Origin of the sequence: Erythrobacter sp. MTPC3 (assembly GCF_042854385.1) — a bacterium.
Taxonomy (GTDB): domain Bacteria; phylum Pseudomonadota; class Alphaproteobacteria; order Sphingomonadales; family Sphingomonadaceae; genus Erythrobacter.
The window spans coordinates 48,241-70,000 of record NZ_BTGP01000009.1 but is presented as its reverse complement, the minus strand read 5'-3'; the positions used below and the strand labels follow the sequence as shown (position 1 = coordinate 70,000).

The following is a 21,760-nucleotide window of genomic DNA, read 5'->3' as shown; positions in this document are numbered from 1 at the left end:
AGTCACTGACCCATTATGCAAGAGGTACGCTGTCACCCCCTATGGGGCTCCAACTGCTTGTAAGCATCCGGTTTCAGGTACTGTTTCACTCCCCTAATCGGGGTGCTTTTCACCTTTCCCTCACGGTACTGTGTTCGCTATCGGTCATGTACGAGTATTTAGGCTTGGAGGGTGGTCCCCCCATGTTCAGACAGGATTTCACGTGTCCCGCCCTACTCAAGTCCTTTTCTAGTCTTTTCGCATACGGGGCTGTCACCCGCTATGGCCAAGCTTTCCAGAATGTTCTGCTAATAATAGAAAAGGCACTGGCCTGGTCCCGGTTCGCTCGCCACTACTACGGGAATCTCGGTTGATGTCTTTTCCTCCGGGTACTGAGATGTTTCAGTTCCCCGGGTTTGCTTCACCAAAGCTATATATTCACTAAGGTGATACCTTATCCACCTCTCTCAGCACCCGCGAACGGGTAGTGAAAGAAATGGTGAAGGTGGGTTTCCCCATTCGGAAATCGCCGGATCAAAGATTGCTCACATCTCCCCGACGCTTATCGCAGCGTGCCACGTCCTTCTTCGCCTGTACATGCCAAGGCATCCACCAAATGCTCTTACCTCACGCTTGAGAATCCACACCATCAACGACAAGCCTGCATAAAGTCTTGTTCGTCTTAATGATGATGCAGAGGAATTATCTCAGCCAGATAATCAAATATTTGATTGATTTGTGATGGTATGCGCCGCGTATAGATCACAGACCCGAAGGTCTGTACCTTTGCGACGATACCGCCACGGCATCGATTTAAAAACCCATTCACAATGTCAAAGTCGGCGACAAATTCGCCTGACCCGCCGAAGCGGGATCTGCTTTCTTTTCATCCTGGAGTATAAAGAACGGCTCGCTTGCAGTGAACTGCAGCGTGCTTGTCTGGTGGAGCCTATCGGGATCGAACCGATGACCCCCTGCTTGCAAAGCAGGTGCTCTCCCAGCTGAGCTAAGGCCCCTAAGACCCAGACAATAACTGGCCAAAAAACTTGGTAGGTCCGAGTGGATTTGAACCACCGACCTCACCCTTATCAGGGGTGCGCTCTAACCAACTGAGCTACGGACCTACACCGCCTCGAGCGGACTTAAGACCGCGAGGGGCGTGAGCCGGCTCAGGCATTTACCCAACGCGCAGCTTTCCAGCTGCCCGAGGGCAATCTCCAGTGATGAAAGGACATGAGGACGACGGCAATGTTCTTTGGAAGCTGCGAAGCACTTTCCGGGACAAGCCCAGACGCTTTCGCAATCAATCCTTAGAAAGGAGGTGATCCAGCCGCAGGTTCCCCTACGGCTACCTTGTTACGACTTCACCCCAGTCGCTGATCCCACCGTGGTTAGCTGCCTCCAGTAAACTGGTTAGCGCACTACCTTCGGGTGAAACCAACTCCCATGGTGTGACGGGCGGTGTGTACAAGGCCTGGGAACGTATTCACCGCGGCATGCTGATCCGCGATTACTAGCGATTCCGCCTTCATGCTCTCGAGTTGCAGAGAACAATCCGAACTGAGACATCTTTTGGAGATTAGCTTACCCTTGCGAGTTCGCTGCCCACTGTAGATGCCATTGTAGCACGTGTGTAGCCCAGCCTGTAAGGGCCATGAGGACTTGACGTCATCCCCACCTTCCTCCGGCTTATCACCGGCAGTTTCCTTAAAGTGCCCAACTAAATGATGGCAACTAAGGATGAGGGTTGCGCTCGTTGCGGGACTTAACCCAACATCTCACGACACGAGCTGACGACAGCCATGCAGCACCTGTCACTAGGTCCCCGAAGGGAAGGAATCTGTCTCCAGAAACCGTCCTAGGATGTCAAAGGCTGGTAAGGTTCTGCGCGTTGCTTCGAATTAAACCACATGCTCCACCGCTTGTGCAGGCCCCCGTCAATTCCTTTGAGTTTTAATCTTGCGACCGTACTCCCCAGGCGGATAACTTAATGCGTTAGCTGCGCCACCCAAGCTCTATGAGCCCGGACAGCTAGTTATCATCGTTTACGGCGTGGACTACCAGGGTATCTAATCCTGTTTGCTCCCCACGCTTTCGCACCTCAGCGTCAATAACTGTCCAGTGAGTCGCCTTCGCCACTGGTGTTCTTCCGAATATCTACGAATTTCACCTCTACACTCGGAATTCCACTCACCTCTCCAGTATTCTAGCTATCCAGTTTCAAAGGCAGTTCCGGAGTTGAGCTCCGGGATTTCACCCCTGACTTAAATAGCCGCCTACGCGCGCTTTACGCCCAGTAATTCCGAACAACGCTAGCTCCCTCCGTATTACCGCGGCTGCTGGCACGGAGTTAGCCGGAGCTTATTCTCTAGGTACTGTCATTATCATCCCTAGTAAAAGAGCTTTACAACCCTAAGGCCTTCATCACTCACGCGGCATTGCTGGATCAGGGTTTCCCCCATTGTCCAATATTCCCCACTGCTGCCTCCCGTAGGAGTCTGGGCCGTGTCTCAGTCCCAGTGTGGCTGATCATCCTCTCAGACCAGCTATAGATCGTCGACTTGGTAGGCCGTTACCCCACCAACTATCTAATCTAACGCGGGCCCATCTAAAGGCGATAAATCTTTGGTCCGAAGACATTATCCGGTATTAGCTCAAATTTCTCTGAGTTATTCCGAACCTAAAGGCAGGTTCCCACGCGTTACGCACCCGTGCGCCACTAACCCCGAAGGGTTCGTTCGACTTGCATGTGTTAGGCATGCCGCCAGCGTTCGTTCTGAGCCAGGATCAAACTCTCAAGTTTGTGTCACATACTAAACAAGCACGGGGATAACCCCGCTGACCTGCTTGGCATGAGCTTCAAGGAGCCGATAACCTGCTGTCAAACGTAATGGATACGAATGAACATGCATCATCAAAGCCGAGCGTGGTGCCCGACTAGGATGTGGCAATCGGCTTCATTTAACCGGTTACTGGAGCCTTGAGGTCCCCAGACCGGGCGCCGTCGCCCACATGTCCCTTCATCAAAAACTAACAATGTCAAAGAGCCTACCAACATGAATTAGCGGACAGCAATGGTTTCCCCGATTTACACCGGGGGACCGGCTATCCGATTATGTTGGCGACCGTTCGTTGCGAGCCGATTAGAAACCGTCTGCGCCGCGTCGGTGAAGCCCATCTAGGCGGGGTCGAAGATTCGGTCAACGCCTTTTTGCAATTTTATTTCACATTTGAGTAAAAATCGCAGTTTTCTGGGATTCTCCGGTGTTCGTCGTGGGTTAGAGATGGCGCTGCCCCCTGAATTTTCAAGCCCGGGACCAGCGGCTGACCATCAATATGGGGCCGATTCACCTATGAATCGCCGTTCAGAGCCGACCAAATATTCACCATTCGCCTCTACCGACCCGATTCATGGATGGCAGAACGCCCGATTCCCCGAATCAAACAGGTGCGGCAGCACACAGCGTTGATTCGCGTCACAAAGAGATTCGGGAATCGGGTCTTAATCCCGAAGGTTCCGCCGCCCCCTTATATAGAGGCGACGAAACAGGTTTTGCCGGCCGGGTCCGTTCGGCCATTGCGTGGCGCTGGGGCACGCAGGTGGCGGCGCAGGTCATCACCTGGACTTCGACCATAATGGTGGTGCGCCTGCTGGAGCCGACCGATTACGGCCTGTTTGCCATGAGCCAGGTGGTGCTGACCGCCCTCGCCTTCCTCAACGGGCAAAGCCTTGCGACCTCGCTTGTGCAGACCGACCGGATCGATGAACGCCGGATCGGTCAGATATTCGGTATGCTCCTGCTATCGAATATTATGCTGGCGGCTGTGCAGTTCGCATCGGCCCCATATGCTGCGGCGTATTTCGGCGAGCCGTTGGTGGCGGACATGTTGCGGGTGCAGGCCGTCATCTTTCTCACCATCCCCTTCATCGCGCTGCCTTCGGAATGGCTGGCGCGGCAATTGCAGTTCCGCAAACAAGGCACGGTCAACATGGCGAGCGCGGCGGTCGGTGCAGCTCTCGCGCTGGCGCTGGCATGGACCGGGTTCGGGGTGTGGGCGCTGGTATATGCCCCCATCGCGATGTTCGCGGTTCGAGCCATCGGCCTGACGCTGGCATCGGGGCTGCGGATCAAACCGGTCTTCGACCCGCGCGGCGCATGGGATCTGCTGTCTTTCGGAGGTACGCTGACGCTGTGCCAGTTTTTCTGGATCATCCAGAGCCAGAGCGACATCGTGATCGCGGGCCGCCTGCTGCCGACCTATGACCTTGGTCTGTATTCAGAGGCACTGTTCCTCACGCTGATTGTCACGGGTCGGTTTATTCCGCCGATCAATGAGGTGGCGTTGGCTGCGTATTCAGAACTGCACCGCGCTGGCAAACCGCTTGGCCAGTATTTCCTGCGCACGGCGCGCATGGTGATGATGGTGAGCGCGCCTGTATATATAGGCCTCTCGCTCACCAGTGAGGCTGCGATCCTGACCCTGTTCGGTGAAAAGTGGGCCGGGATGGTGCCGATCGTCGGCGGCCTTGCGATGATCATGCCGGCCTTTGCACTGCAGCTGATCTGTGCGCCCGTCACCAATGCGATGGGGCGGCCCGGCATATATCTGTTTACCGCCATCTGCGGCGCGATCATCATGCCATCGGCTTTCCTGTGGGGCGTGAGCGGCGGCTTTCTCGACGGCGACAGCCGGACGATGGGCCTGGTCCATGCCTGGTGGGCAGCCGCGCCCCTGCTGCTCGCCGTGACACTGGCGATGACTCTGCCGCGCATCGGCGTCTCGGTTTTCGCGCTGGTAAAAGAGCTTGCCCCCGTGGCGCTTGGCTGCGGAGCGATGGCGGCGGCGGTGCTGGCAGCGCAGCACTTTGCCCCGATTGACGCGCCAATGCTCGACCTGCTGCGCAGCGCGGCCATCGGTGCCGGAGTATATGCCGCCACATTCCTGATCGCATTTCGCCCGATGCTGCGCGAGACGTGGGCGATGCTGAGGCAGCGCGATCCGGCGGCCAGTGTAGCGGACACACCTTAGGGCATTTGGGCAAAAGCCCCGCATCTGGTATCGTCGTCCGTTCTTGGGAGAGGAACACCATATGGCGAAATTTCTGGCGCTGGCCGCCCTGCCGCTTGGCCTGATTGCAGCAACCGCATCGGCCAATTCAGCTGCATTGGTGGAGCCGCCGATCAAAGCGCTGGAGACACAGTCCATCGCGCCCGATTTCACCAACCCGGCGACCGAAATCCTCCAACTGGAACAAGAGCGTCACCGCAGGCTGACCATCCCCGTCACCATCGAAGGTTCGGGACCATACAACTTCCTGATCGACACAGGCAGTCAGGCAACCGCCGTCACGCACCACATCAATGACAATCTGTCGCTGGAGCCGCTGGGCCGCGCGCAGTTGGTCGGTATGGCCAGCATCCGGCCGGTCGATGTGGTCGAGGTCAACAACCTCGTCGTCGGGTCGCACACAATCCATTCGATCAGCGCGCCGGTGCTCAATCGCAGCCATGTGGGGGCGGACGGGATAATCGGGCTGGACTCGCTACAGGATTTCCGCGTCCTCATTGATTTCCGCAACGATACAATCGCGCTCGAGGACCTGACGAAGAAACAGACGAGGTCCGGTTTCGAAATCATCGTGAAAGCGCGCCAGAAACTGGGCCAGCTGCTCATCACAGATGCTCTGGTCGAAGGGGTACGGGCGACCGTCATCATCGACACCGGCGCGCAGGCGAGCCTTGCCAACAATGCGCTGCGCAACCGCATCCGGACCAAGCGGTCTCAGGAAGTGACAACTATGGACGTGAACGGCGTGACGATGGTGGGCGATGCGGTGAACATCCGCTCGCTCACGATTGAGGGGCTGACGCTGACCAATATGCCGCTGACATTCGCCGATGCGCCCGCGTTCGAGGCGCTGGGGTTGAAGGACACGCCGGTCCTCTCGCTTGGGATGCAGCACCTCAAATTGTTTGACCGGGTGGCAATCGATTTTTCAAACCAGCGCATCCTGTTCGATGTGCCGCGCGACATCGCCCGGCAATTGCGAAGGGCGCGGCAATCAAACTTTGTCAAACCCTTCCCCAACTGAGGTCGCCATGCGGTAACCTTGTCATAAGCCCGGCGCGCGCCCACATGCACGCTCGCAATGCCGCCTGACGCAGCCTCCCCCGACCAGCCGAAGAGCACCGTCCCCGACGCCGAAGGCTGGCCGACACTAAAACGGTTTTTCCCCTATCTTTGGCCCAAGGACCGGCCCGATCTGAAACGCCGCATCGCGCTTGCCCTGCTGCTGGTGCTTGCCTCCGAAGCGGTCGTGCTGGCCATGCCGTTTGCCTACAAGGCCGCGATTGACCGGATGGCGGGCGATATCGACGGCAGCACGCTGGCGGTCATCGCGCTGGTCGTCGCCTATGCAGCATCGCGGTTCGGCAACACCGCGATCAACAATCTGCGCAACATCTCCTTTGAACGGGTCGGGCAGGTGGCAACCGCACGGCTGGCACAGGATGTGTTTCGCCGGATGCACCGCCTGTCGCTGCGCTTTCACCTCAACCGCCGCACGGGAGAGATGACTAAGATCATCGAGCGCGGGACCAAGACCATCGACACGATGCTCTATTTCCTGCTGTTCAACATCGCGCCGACATTCATCAGCATGACCGTGATGGCCATTGTCTTCTGGACGATGTTCGGGTGGGAACTGGTCACAGGCACGGCGTTGGCGGTGGTGCTGTATATCTGGGTCACGCAGGTCATCACCGAATGGCGCGTCAAATTGCGGCGGGACATGAATGCGCTGGATGGCACCGCGCTGCACCGGGCCGTAGATTCGCTGCTGAACTACGAAACGGTCAAATATTTCGGCGCGGAGCAGCGGGAACATGCGCGTTATGCCGATGCCGCCGATGCCTATGCCGAGGCCGCGATAAAAACCGACAATTCGCTGGCCATGCTCAACATCGCGCAGGCGCTGATCACCAATGGATTGATGGCAGGGGCGATGGCCTTCACCGTCTGGGGCTGGTCGCAGGGCCGGTTTACACCGGGCGATCTGGTGCTGATCAACACCTATTTGCTCCAGCTGTTTCGCCCACTCGACATGCTCGGCTTTGTCTATCGCACCATCCGGCAAGGCCTTGTCGACATGGCCGAGATGTTTCGTCTCATTGATACGGACATCGAGGTGAAGGATGCTCCCGGCGCGCCGCCGCTGGCTGTGCGCGAACCACACGTCACGTTCGATAATGTGACTTTCCAGTATGATGACGGGCGCACCATCCTCGACGGGCTGAGCTTTGAAGTACCCGCTGGCTCCTCGCTCGCAATCGTAGGGCCATCAGGCGCGGGCAAAAGCACGATCGGGCGGCTATTGTTCCGGTTTTACGATCCGCAGTCGGGACGCATTTTGATCGATGGCGAGGACATTGCGCAGGTTCAGCAGGACAGTGTGCGCGCCGCCATCGGCATCGTCCCGCAGGACAGCGTGCTATTCAACGACACGCTTGCCTACAATATCGCATACGGCGCCGAAGGTGCCGATCAAGAGACGGTTGATCAAGCCGCGCGCGATGCGGCGCTGATGCCTTTGATCCAGCGTCTGCCCGATGGTTTTGACACGACAGTTGGCGAGCGCGGGCTTAAACTGTCCGGCGGAGAGAAACAGCGCGTCGCCATCGCCCGCACGCTGGTGAAGAACCCGCCGATCCTGCTGCTGGACGAAGCGACGAGCGCGCTCGACACCCGCACGGAGCAAGAGATCCTCGGCACGCTCAAACGGCTCGAAGAGGGACGCACCACGATTGCGATTGCACACCGGCTTTCGACCATCGCTGATGCCGACCGCATTCTCGTTCTGGACCACGGACGACTGGCGGAAACTGGAACCCACGAAGAGCTGCTTTCAAAAGGCGGCCTTTACACAGAAATGTGGGCGCAGCAGGCGTCCGAGCGCACTTCCGATGCACCGCAGGAGGAGGAGGCGGAATAAACCGCCGCCCCGCTTTTTCCCGTCATTCCGCTTCAGTCGCGTCGGCGGCTGGCGGCATCAACAATGCCGCTGTCGATAGGTCGAGCATGTCCGCCGGGATCACTTCGATCTCGCTTCGCACTGCTTTCAAATCTTCGAGAAATTGCGACGCATCGCCGACAATCACCAGCGTAGCCTTGGCCGGATCGACATAGGTTCGCGCCGCCGCGCTTGCAGCTTCGGCGCTCACCTCATTTAGCCGCGAGGCAAAGCGGGCTGCCTCTGCCGGTTCCAGCCCTTGCTGAAGCAGCGTCGCGACGATGGAGTTGAAACCGCCGCTCGTCTCTAGCGCGCGGGCATAACTGCCGGAAAGATACAGCCGCCGTTTTGCGAGCAGATCATCCGCCAGGTCTTCGCTGCCGAGGCGGGCGAATTCATTGAGGAAAATCTGCGCGACCTCGTCAGCCGTGTCATTCTTTGTTTGCGCGCTCGCCGTCAGGATTGATTCGTCTGCGCGGTCGGCAAAGCCGGAATAGGCACCGTAGCTTAGCGAACGCTTGGTCCGGATTTCCTCGAACAAACGCCCGCTCGATCCGCCGCCCAGCACACTGTTGGCAAGTTCCAGCGGGTAGAAATCCGCATCCTTGCGCGATGGTGCGCGCACGGCAGCGATGACCGATGCCTGGCCCGCATCGGGCATGTCGATCACAATCGTGCGGACACGCTGCGCTTCGCCGGCAGCTTCCTCCGGCACGTCGCCAGCGGGCGTCGCCACGGTCCAGTCGCCGAACATCTGCTCCGCCGCCGCGATGGCCGCATCTGGCGCGATACCGCCGCTGACCACGATCTGCATATTATCCGGGTGGAAATACGCCTCGCGGTAGGCGAGCAAATCTTCGCGCGTGATTGCGGCGAGAGTTTCCGCCGTGCCGCCGGGCTGCGTGCCATAAGGCGCATCACCGTACATCGCGACGCGGATGGCGAACCGGGACAGGCTGCCCGGCTCTTTCATGGCAACCGATAGCCCGCTGACCGCGCGGTCACGTTCGCGGGCAAATTCGTCCTGCGGATAGATTGCGCCGCGCACGATTTTCGCCGCCAGCGCGCCCGCCTCGCCCAAATTGGCGACCGGAGCGGTCAGGTTGAAACTGGTGCCATCGCTGCCCGCGCCGCCGCCGAACGATGCGCCAAGGCTTTCGAACTTCGCAGCAATTGCCTGCGCGTCCATGCCCTCCACGCCCTTGTCAGCAAGACCCGCTGCAAGCTGCGCGATCCCGGCCTTTGCTCGCGGATCGGTTTTGCTGCCCCCGGGGACAAGCATCGAAATCGTCGCAATCGGCACATCACCGGTCTGCACGGCGACAACGCGGATGCCATTGGACAGCGTGCCCTCGGTGATTTCAGGCGCGGCCACATCCGGCGTGGCACCGGGCGGCGGAGGCGCCATGCGCTCGCCTTCGGGTTTGACCTCGCGGATCACTCCTGTTGCAGGCGGCAGGGTTCGGAATTCCGGCATCGGCACCGGATTTGCGTAGGTCGAGGGATCATCCTCGCCTTGGGTATAGGTCATCAAAACGCGCTTTTGCGGATCAAGATATTTCGCTGCGACGCGCATTACATCATCGGCTGTCACTTCGGTGATCTCGGACAGGCGGCGATCCGCGAAATCGGGATCGCCGGAGCTGACCAGCGCCTCGCCCAGTTCAAAAGCCCGCCCGCGCGCGGTTTCGCGGCGGCGCAGGGTGCTGACGATGATCTCGCTCTTGGCCTCGGCCAGCTCCGCTTCGGTCACAGGCGCTGAGCTGATCCGGGCGATTTCGGCGTCGAGAGTGGCCGCCGCGGCGTCCATCTTGTCCTCACCCGAGACAACGGCATAGGTGCTGATCTGCCCTGCCTCGCGGAACATCGACACGCCAGCGGCAACCTGGACGGCCTGCCCGGTGCGCACGAGTGCATTGTCGAGCCGGCTGTTATCCCCGCGCGACAGGATCGCCTCCATCACTTCAAGCGCGGCGGCATCGGGCGACGTTACCGGCGGCGCTTTATACAGCGCGCCGACAACCGGCAGCGGCACGTTAGGCGCGGTCGCGTTTACAGTCCGTGGTCCGGTGAGTTCCGGTTCGCGCAGGTCGATGGCAAGATCAACCGGATTGGAACGCGGCGGGATGTCATCGAAATATTCGCTGACAAGGCTGCGCAGCTCGCCCATCTCAAAATTGCCAGCCACAATCAGCGTCGCGGTGTCGGGGCCGTAATACGCCTCGTAAAAAGCACGCGCGTCATCCAGCGTCGCGCTGTCGAGATCCTCAATCGATCCGATGCCCGGACGCCGGTGCGGCATTACGTCGAATGCATTTTCGGCAATCACGAAACGCTGCAAGCGGCCATAGGGCGGCGCGAGGACGCGCTGGCGCAGTTCCTCTTTTACGACGCCGCGCTCGGTCTCGAACACCTCATCGTCGACCACGACTTTCGCCATGCGTTCGCGGTGGGTCCACAGCATCGTTTCGAGATAGGCGGCGGGCACCTGTTCGAAATAATTGGTGCGATCGACCCAGTTCGATGCGTTGCGCGTGCCGCCAATATCGGCGGTCAGGCCGTAGATCATGTTGTACGGCATATTCTCGGTCTTGCGGCTGAGGATATGTTCGAACAGGTGCGCAAAACCGCTGCGCCCTTCGGGATCGAGCTTTGATCCGATATCGTACCACAGCGATGTCGTCACCGTGCTGGTGGTTTCATCGGGGATCGCGATAACGCGCAAACCGTTATCCAGCATCCACATCGTGTATTCGATTTTAGGAACGGTAAGGGCAGACGCATCGGTCGCCGCATCGTGATCACCGTGGCCATCGGCCAGAGCCGGTGCAGCCGCAATAAGAGCGGTGGCGGCAGCGCCCGCCAGCATCATCGTTTTCATCATGTGTGATCTTCCCCGTTGGTATCTCGCACCCTGCATTAAAGCGGTTGCGCCGGGAAGGCTCAAGGGTGAAGCGCGTCTGCGGCGACGAACGGGCGAGTCTTATCGACGCGCGTCTTGCGAGAGTCGGCGGAGAAGCTCCAATGCCTCCAGCCGCCGCTCCCAAGGGACAAAAATATGATCGTGGTGAAATCCGGCGACCACGTTGCAGGCAATACCCTGCTGGGCGAGCGCGCCGGATACCGCAGCGGTCAGTCCAACCCCTTTGAGGTCGGAATGAACTTTCAGGGTGATACGCGCAAAGCCGGGCAAATCGTCAGCTTGATCGGCCGAGCAAATTAACGTCGTCCCTTCTTCCTCCCGGATGACAGCGAACGGTATTTCGAAGAGCGGTTCTTCCTCGTCTTCCTGTTCGAAAACCCAGCCGTGCTCCTCAAGCATGACCGGCTCCATACCCGCCAGCATTTCCTGAAGATCGCTGACGGGCTGGCTCATTACAGGATGTATTTCGAAAGGTCGGTGTTGCCCGCCAGATCGCCTAGGCGCTCACTGACATAATCGGCGTTGATCGTGATCGTCTCACCAGAGTGATCTTCCGCTTCGAAACTGATTTCCTCGAGCAGTTTTTCCATCACCGTCTGAAGCCGCCGCGCGCCGATATTTTCGATATTCTCGTTCACGGTCGCCGCAATCCGGGCGATGGCCTGAACCGCGTCATCGGTGAACACCAAATCGACTTTCTCCGTGCCGATCAGAGCGCGATATTGCTCCACCAAATTGGCACGGGTTTCAGACAGGATGCGCACGAAATCCTCTTCGGTCAGCGCGCGCAGTTCAACCCGGATCGGCAGACGGCCCTGCAATTCGGGCAGCATGTCGGACGGTTTTGCCAAATGGAACGCGCCGCTGGCGATAAACAGCACGTGGTCCGTTTTCATCGGGCCGTATTTGGTGCTGACGGTCGTGCCCTCAATCAGCGGGAGCAGATCACGCTGCACGCCTTCGCGGCTGACCGATCCGCCGCGCACATCGCTGACCGCGATTTTGTCAATCTCGTCTAGAAATACGATGCCGTTGGTTTCGGCATTTTGCAGAGCGACGCGGGCAACATCATCCTGGTCCATGCGCTTTTCCGCCTCTTCATCGACTAACTTGTCCCACGCTTCGGGCACGCGCAGCTTACGCTTTTTCGCAGGCGTCTTGCCCATCGCCTTGCCCAGCATATCGCCCAGGTCGATCATGCCCATATTGCCGCCTGCCCCCGCCATATCGAATGGCATGGTAGGCGCCTCGGTCACTTCGATTTCAACCTCGGTTTCGTTCATGGAATTGTCGGTGATGCGCTGGCGGAAACTTTCGCGCGTCGCCTCGCTCGCGTTCTGGCCGACCAGCGCATCGAGCAGCCGCTCCATCGCAGCCTCGCTGGCCGCTTCGCGCACGGCATCGCGGCGGCGGTCTTTTTCCAGCCGGATCGCCTCTTCGACGAGGTCGCGGGCGATCTGTTCGACATCGCGCCCGACATAGCCAACCTCGGTAAACTTGGTCGCCTCGATCTTTACGAACGGCGCCTCTGCCAGTTTGGCGAGGCGGCGGCTGATCTCTGTCTTGCCGCAGCCGGTCGGACCGATCATCAGGATGTTCTTGGGCGTAACCTCGTCGCGCAAATCCGCGCCCAGCCGCTGACGCCGCCAGCGATTGCGCAGCGCCACGGCAACCGCGCGCTTGGCTTCTTTCTGGCCAATGATGTGATCGTCAAGAGCGGCGACAATCGCCTTTGGTGTGAGGTTATCGGTCATAATTTCCTGAAGTTTGCGGGGTGGCGGAGAGGTTAAACCGTCTCAAGCGTCACATTGCCGTTGGTGAACACACAGATATCGGCGGCGACTGCCATTGCCTTACGCGCGATCTGTTCTGCATCGTCTTCGTAATCGGACAGTGCGCGGGCAGCCGCCAGCGCGTAATTGCCGCCCGAACCGATGGCCGCAATGCCGCCTTCGGGTTCAAGCACATCGCCATTGCCGGTCAGCACCAGCAGGCTTTCTTCGTCGGCGACGATCATCAACGCTTCGAGATTGCGCAGGTATTTGTCGGTGCGCCAATCCTTGGCCAGTTCAACAGCGGCGCGCATCAGCTGGCCGGAATACTGCTCCAGCTTGGCCTCGAGCCGTTCAAACAGGGTGAAGGCATCGGCGGTGGCGCCCGCAAATCCGGCAACGACTTTTCCGCCATCGCCGATCCGGCGCACCTTGCGCGCGTTCGGTTTCATCACGGTGTTGCCCATGGAAACCTGCCCGTCGCCTGCAATCACGGTTTTGTCGCCGCGTTTGATGCCGACAATGGTGGTGCCGTGCCACTGCGTAAGGCCGTGGCTCGCCTGATCATTGCTCATGCCCAGCGATATGGGCGCTCAAATATTGAGGTCAAGCGCGGCGCAGCAAGGACGTTATTGGCCGGGACCGCCGCCGCCGCCCAGTCCGCCGACCTGACCAATATTGCCGAACAGGTCTTCGAGGAAGCCGCGTTCCCGCCCAAGCGTCGGCGTTTTGTCACCATCGGGCTGCAGGTAGACCACCTCATCAAGGCCGCTGGTGTCGACTGTGGCAACATTGCCTGCCTCATCAAACCGCACGGCCAGCACCGAATGGCTCTGGATACGCGGGCGCACAAATGGCTTACGCCCCGTTACGCTGGAAATGTAATACCACACCGGCTCACCATACTGGCTGGTAAAGGTCGGACGGCCAAGCGTGCCTTCGACAGAACGCTGGTTGTCGATGCCCGGCTGGATGGAATTGAGCAACGTCGTGTCGATCACATAGCCGCGCGATTCGCGGATCGAAGAGCAAGCGCCCAGCGCCAGAAGCGCGCCCGAAAGCAGCGCGATCCGGGCGGTGCGTCCGCCTGAGAATTCCCAAACCCGATTACGTTGACCCATAGTGTTAGTCAGTTCCCGTTTGCTCTGTCATTGCCGCGGCGTGGCGGCTAACTATATCAATCACACACGGCCTTACGGTGAAGCCTGCGCCCTTGCAATATTGCAGGCGCGCAGAACTGGGGTGAACAGGTTGAATTGCGGCTGAATGGCCCTGCAATGCGTATCTGGTCCGTCATTCGCCGGAACGGGCGATCCGGTCGCGGGTTGGCCAGAGGTGTAACAGTCAACAGGCGCCGGTATCGCACCGCGTGCCGGATCAGAAAGAATGCCAGACCCAATGTCCTTCCTCTCCCGCATGCTTGGCACTGCCCCCGACCCGCGCGAAGGGCTGCGCCCGCTATGGCACCGCGTGATCGAACTGGCGCGAGAACCGTCGTTCTACAGCGATTGCAAGGTGGCCGATAATGTTGCGGGACGGTTTGACCTGATCACCGCGATCCTGTGCACCGTGATGGTGCGGGTGGAGGCGTCCGATATGCGCTCAGAAAGCGCGCTGCTGGCGGAATTATTCGTCGATGACATGGACAGCCAGCTGCGCGAACTGGGCATCAACGATGTCGTGGTGGGCAAACATGTCGGAAAGCTGATGAGCGTGCTCGGCGGCAGGCTGGGCGCGTATCGCAGCGCGCTGACTGCGGGCGACAGCGATAAAATGAGCGCGGCCATCAGGCGCAACGTGACTTTTGCAGAGGGCGCCGATGAGGAGGCAGGCGCGCAGTGCGTCACCCGCAAACTGATGGCCCTATCACAGCGGCTTGCCGGTTTCAGCGACGAGGAGATGCTGAAGGCGAGCGGGATCTGGTGATGGACGGCGAACTCACCCGCCTGGTCAAAGCCCGCCCACTCCCGGCAGAACCGGTCGTAATCGAAGCCGACGAGGCAGAGCGCGCCGCGCTGGCCAAACGCTTCGGCCTCGCCTCTGTCGCCAGCTTGCGCGCAGAAATCGCGCTGGAAGACAAGGCACAGGCGGTCCGCGCATCGGGCCTTGTCACTGCGCAGCTCATGCAGACCTGCGCGGTATCTTCCGAAGATTTTCCTGTGACCATTTCCGAACCGCTCGACCTGCGTTTCGTCCCTGAAAACCCTGCCCATTATGCTGAAGGCACAGAGTTCGAGATCGAAGCGGATGATTGCGACGAGATCGAATATGCAGGCGACATGTTCAACCTGGGCGAGGCAGTGGCGCAGACGCTGGGCCTAGCCATTGATCCGTATGCCGAGGGGCCGAATGCCGATGCTGCGCGCAAAGCTGCCGGTATCGTCGAGGAAGGCCAGCAATCAGGCCCGCTGGCCGATGCGCTGGCGGCGCTGAAGAAAGACTGACCGCGCGCCGGAAACGAGCCAGAAACGAAAAGGCCCCGCAATCGCTTGCGAGGCCTTTTTTGATATTTGTCCGATCAGGATACGCCGATCAAAACGGGAATCACGGGGACCCCGCTGTAACTAGCGATGTAACTCAGTAATTTCCTAGAGAAATCAGTGGGCTACAGAATTCTTCCTTTGTGGCCCTGTAACTTGTTGCCAGTCAGGTGCCGAGCTAGCCCATCGCAGAGCGATGGGTCCATGGCTTAACCTGCGAGCATTGCACAATGGCAGGTCCAGCGCTACGCGATAATGGATGGCTCCACGCTGGCCCTGCCTCTTCCAGAGCAGTCAGCTGAAAGAATTGTCCTAACCATAGGGTTCAGCGCGAACCGCGAGGCGTTTTTTGTGGGCTGGCCAACGAGCCCTCGGCCAGTCCCGTCGGCGCTTCGTCTTCTAACCAGCGATCGAACCTAGCCGCTGCCTTGGTTGCCATTGAAGCTACCATGTTACCGGCGAACCGCACTGGTCGTGAAGTTGCGACGCCCACTACACCCTTGGTGGCCATTTCTGCCATGTTTACCGTCGTTCTCGCAGTGTGGACCGTTGCAGTGCTGAGGCCTTCCGCCAGCGACTCTAGCGCATCACCGGTTTCCTTGTATTTTGCAGACGCGCTGCGCACTCCGCTCAGGATAGCAAAGATCCCAACGCCGCCGACGCCCGTAAGCACGGCATCCAGTGCTGTATCGCTAATGTCTAACACTGTCCCGCCAAGCGCGAGATAAACCGTATCGGTCAGATCCTCATTGGAATACCCTCCATCGAGTGAACCGGTGATACTGGCGACCTCTGTCGTGCTGATAACGGGGATCCCATCGGCGACGGTATCAATATAACTGGCGCTATCGGTGGCCTTGATCTGATAGGCGACACCGTCGATCACGATGTCCGTGTCGGGATGGTTGAAGTGTTCGTGAAGTTCCCCTCCGAAGCTGGATTCTACGTGGGCCTCGAAGAGGGCGCCTTTGGTGAGGTTGGCCAAGCCAGCAAGTTCGGGTCCTGCCATGGTCAAGGTATCGAACCAGATTTCGGTATCGGTCATATCGGCGTAATTGCCGTTTACAGCGCGCAAGCTGTCGAAGACGTTTCCAGCCTGACTGATATCGCCCCACGCAGAAATTGGCACCGATAAGGCCGAGAGCATGAGCGCACCTTGCACAACGCGCTGATCGTCAAACTTGTCATGAGGACGCGCCGGAATAGAGGCGATAGCATCCTTTTGGATATCGCGTGTTCGACGTTCGACGCGGTCGGAAAGATCGCGAAAATAGCTTTCGGTTTTGGCGATGTCGCCTGAGGCGATGAGTTTCTGGCGGGCTCTCCGCAGCTCCTCAATTTTCTCCTCAACTTCTTCGAAATCCGGACGAGTTAGGTCGAACCACCACTTGAGACGCCGACTTTCTCGCTCTTCGTCCAACCGTTTCTCCGCATCGGCCTTGAGCTTGACGAGATTTTCAATCGCACCACTGATTGTTCGCTCAGCCTTGATCGCCGGCGATTCCGAACGCTGTAGTTCGATTTGTTGCCGAACTATCGTTCTGGCATTTTCGCAGAGCTCACGGACCCTCCGGCTACGTTCATTGCGAACCTCAACTTCTAAAACTCGCTCAAGGTGATGGGAAATTTGCGGACTAGAAGCGGCATATAGGTCGCGAATTGCTGGATCCGTCTCGGCGGACCTCCGAAGATCATGAACTATGTTTCGGATGTCTACGGAAGAGATCGAGCCTATTGCTGTAGCAATATCTCGTTCGGCTGAAATGAAGCGCTGAAGCCTAGATCTCGAACGACTGGCAACTAAGAACGCGGCGATAAAGGCCAAGCTGAACAACGCGCCAAGGACAATGATCAGGTGGCTATCGAGCGAGGTCCAGCCGAGCAGGGAAGCCAACGCGATCGACGTCATAGTTACACCAGCGATCGACCACGTGACGCGCCTCCAAAAAGTAGCTTTGGTCTGCAGGGCAGAGCGCACAGCGTTTTTTGCATCCATCTGGTTCACCTGAGATCGTTGGTCAGAAGCCCACGACATACTAAGAGATAATAACTCTCGGGATGACCTTCACTTCGAAAGCTGCGAAGCTCCAGCGAGCCTTTTTCCGATCATAGCTTATTATGGCACGTCCCTTGATCTGCTCCCCATCAGAGATCTGTGAAGCCGCAATGAGCGTCGGAGATATGAAGGTTCCGTCCTCCATGAAGCCCATTCCGTTACTTACGCGAACCGGCCCGCTGAACTCCTTCAAGAGATGCGCTGGGGCTGGCTGATCCGATGGTTCAATGGTGAGAAGGTTGGTCTTTTTTGTTCCAGCACCGGCCACTTGCTCAACGCGAACGGCTACAACATCGCCAACCTGTGGCTTATCGTTGTATTTCGAAAAGAAGCAGATCCCATCGGTGGTCTTGTCGACAGTGAAGTGGAACAGTTTCTTATCGGTGTTCAAGCGATCGATAACCGCCAGGCGAACAGGAATTTGCGCAACCAAATAATTGTCGGCGGGCGCGACCAACTGTTCGTAGAAGGCGGCTGAAGGCTCAACAGCTTGGGCATCGGCAAACCATGACCGTTCAGAAAGCTCCTCAGCCTTCCTTGGTATGCGCTGCCCTTTTTGCTGTTTGTGGCGGATGACCTGCTCAATCTCGCCGCGCGCCTGCCCTGGGTGATCACGGCGAATGCACTCGGCAAACTTCAAGCGTAGCTTGCCGATAAACTCCTCTTTTGGAGAGCAGAGAAGCGCCTTTGCATAACAGCCTTGTTTGATATCAGGATCCGGAACCAGATCTCCGAGAACCTCCCACGCCCAATACTCGCGCGACATGGAGCGAACGAAGGCCACCGCGCGGTCGCGAGCTTCATCGCTTCGGCCAATCGTGTGGAGAAGTTCGGCTTGGTATCTCTTCAGGTGCGCGTTATCGGGGAAGCGATCGGCAACCTTCTCCAGATGAGGAAGAACGAAGTCGACGCTGGCTTGATGCTGTGATCTGACAGCTTCCTTAGCCGCACGAAGGAATACGCTTTCTGCCAGAGCGGGAAGGGTTCGTTTTTTTCCTTGGACACCACCGCCACCGTCTTCCGCTTCCAGAACATCTCGCTGCCAATCTTCCGGTCGAAAGGAATCAACGCCCCACAGCTTAAGGAATGGGATGATGTCGAGTTGTCCCTCTTTGGCGAGCGCAAGTGCTTGCTGAAGTATGATGCTATGGAGAAGCTCCGGTCCGCTCAATCCAATCTTAAAATAGTAATTCAGGAATTTCTTAGCGCGCCCCACAGGAACGTCGGAGAAGTTTCCCTCTTTGCCGCGGTTCAAGATTGCTTGAATTGCTCGGGACAATGCCCATCCGAAAGAGAATGAATCCTGATCCTGAAGGTGGCCATTTTTTGCCAACTCCAGATAGAGGGAGATGGCATCTTCGTAATGGCCGGCTTGATAAGCATCCCGCGCTGCAAGCCGCTTGTCATTGAATTTGCGTCCCTCATCGCTGGTGAGCGCGAGAGCTTGTGAGCGATGCTCTGTCAGAAGCTCATCTGTAGCAGGGATGTCGAGTTCTCTAAGCTCACGTGCGAAACGCTGGAAGCTATCTGATTGAGGGTTTCTCGCCTCTCGCTTGACCAAGCCGATTAGGACCCAGCCCAGCGCCCCGATATTCCATTTAGTCGGATCGTCGGCAACCGTTCGGATGCCCAGGTCATAGGCTTCCTCTAGCTTGCCTTCCCTGCGTAGCGCCGTGATTTGCTTGTCGGGATACGAAGCGGAGCTTCTTCTCGAGTTGTTGAGAAACGTCATCGTCAACCCTCGGGTGCAGTAAACGGTGCGCGAGGGTGGGCAGGATGTCTGCAAACGAAAGCAAGGATCATACGACTATTTCCGTCGTCATGACCTTAAGAACATCGTCCAACAATTCGTCATCCCTAGGACTGGGAAATCCGCCAGAACGAAGAGGGACTACCTTTGTAAAGCGCTCTCTCCCGTCAAAATATATATCGACCGTCGCAGAGGCCTGATCACGCGAGGTGACATAGCGCAGGTTCCATTGCTTCTCGGCCACGGAGATAGTGTCGATGCCTCGATGTGTGAGCAACCCTTTCAGGCGAGTATCGAATTCGGCGAGAAATGGCCTGCTGAGCCTAGCCCCAGGTTTATCCTCATCCAAGCCCGTTGCTTCTTGGGCCGGGCTTCGACCAGCCAAAGATACAAGGCGCTGACGTAGCTCCTCCGCGAGATCAGTTTCGGACATGATAGAGACCGAACCCACCTGGAAGTTCTTATTGTAGCTGACGTTGACGCGACACTCGTGAACCCCTTTGCCGCAGTAAAAGACCTCCTGATAAGGCTTATGCGCAACGTCCTCGATCGTGATGTCACTACCCTCGAGGCGCTCACGAATTGCATTCCGAAGAGCATCTCTGAACTGGCTAATGGGAGATTTATTCGAATTCTCGAGACTGCCTTCGGGCCTCTTTTGCTGTTCGCGGAAATCTGCGCCAGATACTTTGAGCCGAACTTCAGGAGGGTTCACCAGAAATAGCATCGAGCTCGAGCGGGTCATTGCGGTGTAGAGCCAGCGGAAATAATCTTCGTTTCTGGGATCGCCTCCGCTCGGGCAGATCACAAATACGTTTTTCCACTCTCCCCCTTGAGCCTTATGTCCTGTCACTGCGTAGCCGAATTTGACCCGCATAGCGTTAAAGTAGGGATCATTATGAAGTGCGACGTGAAACTGGTGCGGGTCTTGGCCGCGCAGAACTGGGTGCCGTTTTAGGAAATCGACGTAGAGCGCCCGCTGTTCATCCGCCGAAAGATTGGCCTGACCATCGTGCAAGAGAGTGTCGAGCACCTTCACCCTCTGAACAAAATTCTCTTCGCCCTCAGCTCTTAGGGCAATTTCCAACTCCCTGAAAACCAGCGTTACCTCGCTAGTTTCTACTTCATCGGAATTGCCTACACGGGTGCGAAGCCTTACGCTTCGCCTTTCAACCATTGGCTCTGCGAAAACGACATCGACGAATTCGCCATTTGCCACGAAATGGCCGCCAACAATCGTGTTACTCGTAACGAGCAGCCTATCACCGGCGCAAACGGATCCGCGTCCGGGAAAAATCTGCGAGTGAACCGCTTTATTGAAATCGGCAGCTTCCGCATTGGAACGCGCAATCACAATCGGAAGCTCGTCGGTCTGATCGCGCACAATTTTCAGATATGCGGGAAGAAGATCTTCGGAGTCCAGGCGCACCACGTCTTCTGAAAAATTGAACTCCAGACCGCGGTAGACGCCTTGCTCCACGCCATCCCGCAGCTGCGCGACATTTGCAAGGATGCCGCTATCGGACTTCTGCCGAACGACTTCAGTCAAGCGATACTGGTCAGCTTCAAGGCCGAATTGTGCTTTAAGGTATTCCCGGTCAAGCGCCGGCGATGTGTTCATCCCGACGGGGGGAATTTGGACGGGATCACCGATGAAGATGATCTTTCGGTCATTCTCGCTCGCATTGAAACCGGCGAAGTTCATGATGTCGCGCAGGAGATAACCACTACCCGAGCGAAAGAAATCTGACTCTGAATAATCGTCAGAGACCAATGATGCCTCATCGATTAGGTATACAGCATTGGCAGGATCACGGTTTGCCGTGACATCCGCATAGAATTTGAACGTGGCAAGATCGGCGCCATCTTCACCATCGAACTCCCGCAAATTTCCGTAGTCATAAATGAGGCTATGGAGTGTGCGCGCATCCCGGCCGGTCTTATCAGCAATTATCTTGGCCGCTCTACCGGTGGGTGCGGCCAATCGATACCCACGACCTTGCGCGGAAAGATATTCCACCAGACCTTTCGCCATGAAGGTTTTACCGGCGCCGGCATCACCTTTAAGCAAGAACACTCGCGCGGATGGGTCTGCCAAGAACGCTTCGAGCTTATCTGCGCAGGCTTGCTGATCTTCGTTGAGATCCTCCAGAAACGCCTCACGCAATGTCATGCGTGTCCGCAGCTGTCTTACTCTGAGATCCACCTGAGACAGGGCGTGATTTACCTCGTCCTGTATCCGGCGAATCCGTTCTTCCGGAAAGCGAAATACGTTAGAAGGCGCCTCATCCTGATCGTTCTTTTCGGGAACAGCCTCTTCGGCCCCCTCCTGTGGGGTATGAACACCAGGACTGCCTTGCCCATAAGGACGGATAATCCAGTCAACGTCAGGGCGCACCAGTCTGGCGAACCAGCAACCCAGGGACCAGGCATCGATTGTCAGATCTTCGGCCTGAGAGGTTGTCACCTTGCGTCCGTGCGCACCCCGGTTTCCAAAGTTTCTGATGGCCTGAAGCTTGGCAAGCAGACGGCGGTTCAAGAAACCGCTTTTCTCGAGAAGATTTAGACGCTCTGAATGAGTCTGACTTGTCTCGAAAGTGAGGCCGTAATGATCGAACAACATCTCGACCATGCGCTCGGTATATGATCGTAGTCTGACCGCCGTGATATCCGGCTCATTGTGAGCAGCACTTTCGGCGCGCGAACCGAGATCATAAAGATCTGGCCAAACGCCTTTCAAAAATGCGAAATTATCAACGTTTTCAGGAGTCATTCACTGCTTCTAGGAT

13 protein-coding genes, 2 tRNA genes and 2 rRNA genes (1 of these 17 cut by a window edge) are annotated in these 21,760 nt (G+C 57.7%); 5 read left to right on the top strand and 12 right to left on the bottom strand.

Annotated features, from left to right (window positions below; genetic code table 11):
- The 4 genes from ACGHU1_RS12875 to ACGHU1_RS12860 form a co-directional block, all read right to left on the bottom strand.
- Nucleotides 1–615 (bottom strand): 23S ribosomal RNA (locus ACGHU1_RS12875); it reaches 2,177 nt to the left of the window's first position.
- Nucleotides 616–919: 304 nt separating this feature from the next.
- Nucleotides 920–995, bottom strand: a tRNA-Ala gene (locus ACGHU1_RS12870).
- 31 nt (nucleotides 996–1,026) lie between these two features.
- Nucleotides 1,027–1,103: transfer RNA gene (locus ACGHU1_RS12865), tRNA-Ile, on the bottom strand.
- 190 nt (nucleotides 1,104–1,293) lie between these two features.
- Nucleotides 1,294–2,782, bottom strand: a 16S ribosomal RNA gene (locus ACGHU1_RS12860).
- Together the 16S and 23S rRNA genes with 2 tRNA genes alongside form the textbook arrangement of a ribosomal RNA operon.
- A gap of 797 nt (nucleotides 2,783–3,579) precedes the next feature.
- On the opposite strand from ACGHU1_RS12860, the gene ACGHU1_RS12855 reads away from it, so the two are divergent.
- The 3 genes from ACGHU1_RS12855 (at nucleotide 3,580) to ACGHU1_RS12845 (ending at nucleotide 7,972) form a co-directional block, all read left to right on the top strand.
- Complete coding sequence (locus ACGHU1_RS12855; RefSeq protein WP_390587544.1) at nucleotides 3,580–5,010, top strand: lipopolysaccharide biosynthesis protein; 1,431 nt, start codon at nucleotides 3,580–3,582, stop codon at nucleotides 5,008–5,010.
- A 61-nt stretch (nucleotides 5,011–5,071) separates the two neighbouring features.
- On the top strand, nucleotides 5,072–6,073 hold the full coding sequence (locus ACGHU1_RS12850) for an aspartyl protease family protein (RefSeq protein ID WP_390587541.1): 1,002 nt from the start codon (nucleotides 5,072–5,074) through the stop codon (nucleotides 6,071–6,073).
- A gap of 57 nt (nucleotides 6,074–6,130) precedes the next feature.
- Complete coding sequence (locus ACGHU1_RS12845) at nucleotides 6,131–7,972, top strand: ABCB family ABC transporter ATP-binding protein/permease (RefSeq protein WP_390587539.1); 1,842 nt, start codon at nucleotides 6,131–6,133, stop codon at nucleotides 7,970–7,972.
- Between the two features lie 22 nt (nucleotides 7,973–7,994).
- Here the strand turns inward: ACGHU1_RS12845 and ACGHU1_RS12840 are convergent, their stop codons facing one another.
- The 5 genes from ACGHU1_RS12840 to ACGHU1_RS12820 form a co-directional block, all read right to left on the bottom strand.
- Nucleotides 7,995–10,874: a M16 family metallopeptidase gene (locus ACGHU1_RS12840; protein ID WP_390587536.1), complete on the bottom strand. Its 2,880-nt coding sequence runs from the start codon at nucleotides 10,872–10,874 to the stop codon at nucleotides 7,995–7,997.
- A 99-nt stretch (nucleotides 10,875–10,973) separates the two neighbouring features.
- Nucleotides 10,974–11,366: an ACT domain-containing protein gene (locus ACGHU1_RS12835; RefSeq protein ID WP_390587534.1), complete on the bottom strand. Its 393-nt coding sequence runs from the start codon at nucleotides 11,364–11,366 to the stop codon at nucleotides 10,974–10,976.
- Nucleotides 11,366–12,667: an ATP-dependent protease ATPase subunit HslU gene (hslU, locus tag ACGHU1_RS12830; RefSeq protein ID WP_390587531.1), complete on the bottom strand. Its 1,302-nt coding sequence runs from the start codon at nucleotides 12,665–12,667 to the stop codon at nucleotides 11,366–11,368. Before hslU ends, ACGHU1_RS12835 begins: the two co-directional genes overlap by 1 nt.
- A gap of 32 nt (nucleotides 12,668–12,699) precedes the next feature.
- Nucleotides 12,700–13,260, bottom strand: a complete 561-nt coding sequence (gene hslV, locus ACGHU1_RS12825; RefSeq protein ID WP_390587528.1) for an ATP-dependent protease subunit HslV — start codon at nucleotides 13,258–13,260, stop codon at nucleotides 12,700–12,702.
- Nucleotides 13,261–13,314: 54 nt separating this feature from the next.
- The gene (locus ACGHU1_RS12820; RefSeq protein ID WP_390587525.1) at nucleotides 13,315–13,806 is read right to left on the bottom strand and encodes an outer membrane protein assembly factor BamE; all 492 of its coding nucleotides are present in this window, start codon (nucleotides 13,804–13,806) and stop codon (nucleotides 13,315–13,317) included.
- Between the two features lie 277 nt (nucleotides 13,807–14,083).
- Here ACGHU1_RS12820 and ACGHU1_RS12815 point away from each other — a divergent pair, with 277 nt between their 5' ends.
- Together ACGHU1_RS12815 and ACGHU1_RS12810 are read left to right on the top strand one after the other, a co-directional pair.
- Nucleotides 14,084–14,611, top strand: a complete 528-nt coding sequence (locus ACGHU1_RS12815; RefSeq protein ID WP_390587522.1) for a ubiquinol-cytochrome C chaperone family protein — start codon at nucleotides 14,084–14,086, stop codon at nucleotides 14,609–14,611.
- Nucleotides 14,611–15,129, top strand: coding sequence for a YceD family protein (locus tag ACGHU1_RS12810; protein ID WP_390587519.1), 519 nt, complete (start codon nucleotides 14,611–14,613; stop codon nucleotides 15,127–15,129). The genes ACGHU1_RS12815 and ACGHU1_RS12810 overlap by 1 nt, the downstream gene beginning before the upstream one ends.
- 361 nt (nucleotides 15,130–15,490) lie before the next feature.
- Here the strand turns inward: ACGHU1_RS12810 and ACGHU1_RS12805 are convergent, their stop codons facing one another.
- From ACGHU1_RS12805 to ACGHU1_RS12795, 3 genes are all read right to left on the bottom strand, one after another.
- Nucleotides 15,491–17,170, bottom strand: coding sequence for a hypothetical protein (locus ACGHU1_RS12805; protein ID WP_390587516.1), 1,680 nt, complete (start codon nucleotides 17,168–17,170; stop codon nucleotides 15,491–15,493).
- A 31-nt stretch (nucleotides 17,171–17,201) separates the two neighbouring features.
- Nucleotides 17,202–18,953: a DUF7017 domain-containing protein gene (locus tag ACGHU1_RS12800; protein ID WP_390587513.1), complete on the bottom strand. Its 1,752-nt coding sequence runs from the start codon at nucleotides 18,951–18,953 to the stop codon at nucleotides 17,202–17,204.
- A gap of 67 nt (nucleotides 18,954–19,020) precedes the next feature.
- The gene (locus ACGHU1_RS12795; protein WP_390587510.1) at nucleotides 19,021–21,744 is read right to left on the bottom strand and encodes an AAA family ATPase; all 2,724 of its coding nucleotides are present in this window, start codon (nucleotides 21,742–21,744) and stop codon (nucleotides 19,021–19,023) included.
- Nucleotides 21,745–21,760: the final 16 nt, after the last annotated feature.